At 29.1% G+C, this 5,118-nt stretch carries 8 protein-coding genes; 7 read left to right on the top strand and 1 reads right to left on the bottom strand.

The window, feature by feature from the left end; translation table 11 throughout:
- Positions 1 to 96: 96 nt before the first annotated feature.
- The 6 genes from Q0370_RS08720 to Q0370_RS08745 are packed head-to-tail and all read left to right on the top strand — an operon-like array spanning position 97 to position 3,626.
- Entirely contained in the window at positions 97 to 1,278 is a 1,182-nt protein-coding gene (locus Q0370_RS08720; protein ID WP_299574719.1) for a phosphopentomutase, read from the top strand.
- Positions 1,279 to 1,333: 55 nt separating this feature from the next.
- The gene (locus tag Q0370_RS08725; protein ID WP_299574721.1) at positions 1,334 to 1,837 is read left to right on the top strand and encodes a hypothetical protein; all 504 of its coding nucleotides are present in this window, start codon (positions 1,334 to 1,336) and stop codon (positions 1,835 to 1,837) included.
- The gene (locus Q0370_RS08730; RefSeq protein ID WP_299574723.1) at positions 1,825 to 2,226 is read left to right on the top strand and encodes a hypothetical protein; all 402 of its coding nucleotides are present in this window, start codon (positions 1,825 to 1,827) and stop codon (positions 2,224 to 2,226) included. Before Q0370_RS08725 ends, Q0370_RS08730 begins: the two co-directional genes overlap by 13 nt.
- A gap of 24 nt (positions 2,227 to 2,250) precedes the next feature.
- Positions 2,251 to 2,901: an NUDIX hydrolase N-terminal domain-containing protein gene (locus tag Q0370_RS08735; protein WP_299574725.1), complete on the top strand. Its 651-nt coding sequence runs from the start codon at positions 2,251 to 2,253 to the stop codon at positions 2,899 to 2,901.
- Positions 2,902 to 2,938: 37 nt separating this feature from the next.
- Positions 2,939 to 3,259 (top strand): nucleotidyltransferase domain-containing protein, encoded by a 321-nt coding sequence (locus Q0370_RS08740; protein WP_299574727.1) that lies wholly within the window; start codon positions 2,939 to 2,941, stop codon positions 3,257 to 3,259.
- Positions 3,252 to 3,626 (top strand): HepT-like ribonuclease domain-containing protein, encoded by a 375-nt coding sequence (locus Q0370_RS08745; protein WP_299574728.1) that lies wholly within the window; start codon positions 3,252 to 3,254, stop codon positions 3,624 to 3,626. Before Q0370_RS08740 ends, Q0370_RS08745 begins: the two co-directional genes overlap by 8 nt.
- Positions 3,627 to 3,728: 102 nt before the next feature.
- Here Q0370_RS08745 and raiA read toward each other — a convergent pair whose 3' ends face one another.
- Positions 3,729 to 4,049, bottom strand: coding sequence for a ribosome-associated translation inhibitor RaiA (gene raiA, locus Q0370_RS08750; protein WP_147005245.1), 321 nt, complete (start codon positions 4,047 to 4,049; stop codon positions 3,729 to 3,731).
- 158 nt (positions 4,050 to 4,207) lie between these two features.
- On the opposite strand from raiA, the gene Q0370_RS08755 reads away from it, so the two are divergent.
- Positions 4,208 to 4,900: a DNA-3-methyladenine glycosylase gene (locus Q0370_RS08755; protein ID WP_299574730.1), complete on the top strand. Its 693-nt coding sequence runs from the start codon at positions 4,208 to 4,210 to the stop codon at positions 4,898 to 4,900.
- Positions 4,901 to 5,118: the final 218 nt, after the last annotated feature.

Here is a 5,118-nt window from a genome sequence, read left to right on the forward strand (position 1 = left end):
ACTAATTTAGAAAAATAAAATGAAAAATTTTAAAATCAATTGCTTTTAAAACAAATAAAAGATATAATTAAATAAAAAAGAAAGGAAAATAAAAAAATGAAAAAAATAGAAAGAATTACATTAATTGTACTAGACAGTGTTGGAGCAGGAGAATTGCCTGATGCAAATTTATTTGATGACTGCGGGTCAAATACTTTAGGAAATATGGCAAAAGCATATGGTGGAATGAGTTTGCCTAATATGGGGAAATTGGGGCTTGGAAATATTACTGAAATTGAAGGGACTCCAGCTGTGGAGAAAGCTGAAGGAGCTTATGGAAGAGCGATTGAAGTATCGCATGGAAAAGATTCAACAACAGGACACTGGGAAATTGCTGGTGTACCGCTAGAACGTCCGTTTCCAAATTATAAAGATGGATTTTCAGATGAAGTTATAAAGGAATTTGAAGAAAAAACTGGAAGAAAAGTTATGCTAAATAAGCCAATTTCAGGAACTGTCGCAATTGATCAATATGGGGAAGAGCAAATTAGAACAGGTAACTGGATAGTTTACGGTTCAGCAGATCCTGTATTCCAGATTGCTGCAAATGAAGAAATTATACCATTGGAAGAACTTTACAAGGCGTGTGAAATTGCACTTGAAATTTGTAATGAGAAATCACCTGTGGCAAGGGTAATTGCAAGACCTTATGTTGGTAAAAAAGTAGGAGAATTTAAGAGAACTGCGAATAGACACGACTTTTCAATTGATCCTCCAAAAGAAAGCATGCTTGAAAGATTGGAAAAAGCTGGACTTGATGTAGTGGGAATTGGAAAAACGAGCGACTTGTTCAATGGAAAAGGAATTACAGATAATAGAAAAGCTAATCAGGATAATCTAGACGGAATTAAGAAAACGATAGCTGCATTGAAGGAAGATACAAAAGGATTGATTTTTACTAACTTAGTTGATTTTGATGCTGTTTACGGACACAGAAGAAATGTTGAAGGATATGTAAAGGCTCTAATTGAATTTGATAACTGGCTGCCTGAAATCGAGAAAAACTTGAAAGATGATGAAATCTTGATTATCACAGCTGATCACGGAAACGATCCTACATACAAAGGGACAGATCATACGAGAGAATATATACCTATAATGATTTATGGTAAAAATGTTAAAAAGAATGTAAATATTGGAACTAGAAAAACTTTTGCGGATATTGCGGCAACTGTTGAGGAAATTTTATTGGGAACTGAAAAAGAAGGAAGCTTTGCAAAAGAAATTTTGGAAGACTAAAAAATAGATAAATATGGGTTAATTGAGGTTGAAAATTAGATGAAGAGAGAGAGTTATGCTGAAAACACCTTTTGGAAATATACGAATGTTTATGGATAAAAAAGAAGTTGAGTTTAATTTTTCTAAAATTCGAAATTCTAAATCTTTTTTGAAAACTGAAACATATTTATTGAAGTATGAATTTAAAAAGGAAAAAGTAGATAAAATAAACAAACATTTTTTAAAATGTATTTTAGAAACAGATTTTGAATACGAAAGTTATGTTGAGAGTGGGGAGAGATTGGAAGCAATTTCTTTTGAAATTAATAATGGGAAATTGACAATAGGGACAACTTCTGGATTGTCTATGGCAGAGTTTGATGGGAATAATAATGATTTTGATATTGAATATTTGGAAAATGGAATTGAAATTGTAATTTTTGAAAAAACAAGGAATCAAATTTTTAGTTTTGGAGTTTCTTTTCTAGAAAATGTAAATGTAGAAAATGAAGTTCAAACATGGCTTGCAGTTGATTATGCGATAAATTTAAAAGAAAGGGTAAATAAATGCCAAAATTAATAATAAACAACCTGAATATAAAAGAAAAAAATGCTGATAAAAACGGTACAACTGGCTATAGAGTAAAAATAGACGGTGGGAATCCGATAGAATTTAGGAAAAAATATTTGGAGATCCAAGTTTCAAAAGGGGAGCATGAAGTTACAATATTTAGAACTGGTCTTAAAAAGGTTGTGAAGAAAATTAAGGTAGCGGGGAAAGATGCGAAGGTTTCTGTAAGGATTGATGTCAGTTTACCAATAATGATGGTAATACTGCAATTAATAATAAATAATTTTATTTTACAAAAATCATCTATTTTAAGAACAATTATTAGTGTTATCTTTTTAATTTTATTCTTGTATTTTATGTTTATGAGAGAAGTAATAAAAGTGGATGTTGAGGAGTAGAGTCTTGATGGAGGGTGATGATTGATGAAAGATGAAAAAAAATCGGAGAAAAAAGTGGAAGAGGAAAAATGGCTAAATTGGGCGATTGAATTGCAAAGTCTGGCTCAGGCAGGACTTGCTTATGGAAAGGATAAGTTTGATATTGAGCGATTTGAGAGAATTAGAGAGATCTCAGCAGAGATGGTAGCTCATAAGACTGATATTTCGATAGAAAAAGTAAAAAATCTGTTTTGCAATGAAGTTGGATATCAGACGCCTAAAATTGATACGAGAGCTGCAATTTTTGAAAATAATAAGATTTTACTAATTCAGGAGAGTAATGGAAAATGGGCATTGCCAGGCGGATGGGCAGATGTTCATCTTTCAGTTAAGGAAAATGTGCTAAAGGAAGTTAAGGAGGAAGCTGGAATTGAAGCAAGTACAGAAATGATTGTAGCCTTACTGGATGTAACAAAAAATCAAGGAAAAGCAATTCCTTATGGCATAACAAAAATTTTTGTGTTGTGTGAATATGTTAGTGGAAAATTTGAGAAAAATATAGAAACGATCGACAGCCGATATTTTGAGATTGATGAATTGCCAGAGCTTGCAACTAATAAAACTACCGCTGAGCAGATACAAATGTGTTTTGAGGCTAATGAAAATAAAGATAATTGGAAAGTGATTTTTGATTAAGTTGTAAACAATAGATATTAAATTGTAGGAGAGGAAAATGGATAAAAAATACATTTTAGAAAAGTTGTCAAAAATAGACAAGAATAAATACAGTATATCTGAATTAGGCTTATTTGGAAGTTATGCTAAAAATGTAGAAAATGAAAATAGCGATATAGATGTATTGGTAAAAATGGAATTTAAAAAAGGAATGTATCAAAATTTTTGTAATTTACAAAAAGAATTGGAAGAAATATTTCATAAAAAAGTAGATTTGATAGAAAAAAGTGTATTTGATTATAAATTTAAAACAAAAAATGTTAGAGAATATAAAGAAAAAATAAGAGAAGAGATTCTAGAATGTGTAATATATGTATAAGAAAAATAGAAAAATTATTCAATTTGCTTATGATATAGAAGAATGTATAAATGAAGTAATAGAAGAAGTAAATGGAATAGAATATGTTGAATTTGCTGATGATAAAAAATTGATTGGTTATGTTGAACGGCAACTTGAAAAAATAGGAGAAGCGATAACTCAAATACAAAAGTTAGATAAAAATATTTTATTACAAAGTTATAACGAAATTAGTTATTGGGAAAATATAAAGGGAATGAGAAATAGATTGATTCATGAGTATTGGGGAACAAGTATTGAAATGGTTTATGAAGTTTCTTTATATGAATTGGAAGAGTTGTTAGAATATATAAAACAAGTAAGAAACAATGTAATCAATACTAAATAAAAAACATAAAAAAGACTAACTCTAAAACTTGATAAGTTCTAAAATAGTCTTTTTTTATATATCACACTTTTTTACTTTTAAAATATTTTGTAAAAATTATAATTAATGAGAACCTTTTTTATTATAATCTTTTTGTTTTTCTTTATATTTTCTGACTTGTCTTTCTAGTCTGTCAGCTAAGTCATCAATTGCTGCATACAAATCTTTGTTTTCAGCTTCTATTTTTATTTTTGTACCGCTTGCATAAACTAATCCGTCAGCTTTATGAATTGGCCCTTCAGATTTTGTGTCTTCGACTGTCAGAACAACATCGACTTCTGTGATAGCTTCCGAATACTTAGAAATTCTGCTTATTTTTTCTTCAGTATAAGTTTTAATTGCATCTGTAATTTTAAGTTGTTTTCCGCTAATAATGATTTTCATAAATCATCACATCCTTTCATCTATGTCAATAATATTGTACCTTGAAAAAACTAAATGTCAATAGATAAAATAAAATAATTAAAATTATTTGTTGAAATCTTAAAAAGAATGTTATAAAATTTTATTAATCTAAAAGTTAAAAAATATAAGGTGATAAAATGAAAAAAAATAATATAGATAATATGAAAGAATTTTTTGAGCAGGATACAGTTTCGCTTGCAAAAAATTTACTTGGAAAATTAATACTCGTAAAAAAGAATAATGAATTATTAGGAGGATATATTGTAGAAACGGAAGCTTATTTGGGAGTAGTAGATAGGGCTTGTCACGGATTTGAGGGAAAATTGACTCCAAAGGTTGAGGCTTTGTTTGGGAAAGCCGGAACAGTTTACATTTATACTATGCACACACATAAAATGCTTAATATAGTCAGCTGTGAAGAAGGAAATCCACAGGCAGTACTGATTAGGGGAATTGAGCCTGTGATAAATGTTGAAAGAATGATTGAAAATAGAGGAAAAGAAGGAATTTTAATTAGCAATGGACCTGGAAAATTGACAAAGGCGATGGGAATTGGAGATGTATTCAACAAAAGTAAGATTTGTGAAATCACGAAAAAATTTCAGAAAGTATCAAAAAAATCAATTTATGATATTGAAAATATGGAAGAAAATATACTTTATATTGATTTTGAGAACAGTAAAATAGCTAAAAATATCGAGAGTTCAGCAAGAATTGGTATTCCAAATAAAGGAATCTGGACAGAAAAGGAATTACGATATTTTGTTACAGGGAATAAATATGTTTCAGGAATGAAAAAATCTGAATTTAAAGATGAGTGCTGGAAATAATTTTTTAGGTATTGAAAAAATAGTAAAATTTTGTTATACTTTTATTAAGTGGAAGATTTTACGAAAAATATCAAAATTTTAAGTGAAGTATTTATTATTGTTTGTAAAGTTAAATTTGTTGTGGAGGAAAGATGAAAAAAAATTTTTTTGTCAGAAGAGCAATCAAGATATTTTTTACAGGACAAATTGTAAAATTGTCTGCTTTGTTATGTATAAAA

This window comes from uncultured Leptotrichia sp. (assembly GCF_938036635.1).
Taxonomy (GTDB): Bacteria; Fusobacteriota; Fusobacteriia; order Fusobacteriales; family Leptotrichiaceae; genus Leptotrichia; species Leptotrichia hongkongensis.

Excerpts from the sequence above, each read along its gene's own strand:
- Q0370_RS08755 (WP_299574730.1), top strand. The coding sequence starts at position 4,208 with ATGAAAAAAAATAATATAGATAATATGAAAGAATTTTTTGAGCAGGAT.
- raiA (WP_147005245.1), bottom strand. The coding sequence starts at position 4,049 with ATGAAAATCATTATTAGCGGAAAACAACTTAAAATTACAGATGCAATT.
- Q0370_RS08720 (WP_299574719.1), top strand. The coding sequence starts at position 97 with ATGAAAAAAATAGAAAGAATTACATTAATTGTACTAGACAGTGTTGGA.
- Q0370_RS08745 (WP_299574728.1), top strand. The coding sequence starts at position 3,252 with ATGTATAAGAAAAATAGAAAAATTATTCAATTTGCTTATGATATAGAA.
- Q0370_RS08730 (WP_299574723.1), top strand. The coding sequence starts at position 1,825 with ATGCCAAAATTAATAATAAACAACCTGAATATAAAAGAAAAAAATGCT.
- Q0370_RS08740 (WP_299574727.1), top strand. The coding sequence starts at position 2,939 with ATGGATAAAAAATACATTTTAGAAAAGTTGTCAAAAATAGACAAGAAT.
- Q0370_RS08735 (WP_299574725.1), top strand. The coding sequence starts at position 2,251 with ATGAAAGATGAAAAAAAATCGGAGAAAAAAGTGGAAGAGGAAAAATGG.
- Q0370_RS08725 (WP_299574721.1), top strand. The coding sequence starts at position 1,334 with ATGCTGAAAACACCTTTTGGAAATATACGAATGTTTATGGATAAAAAA.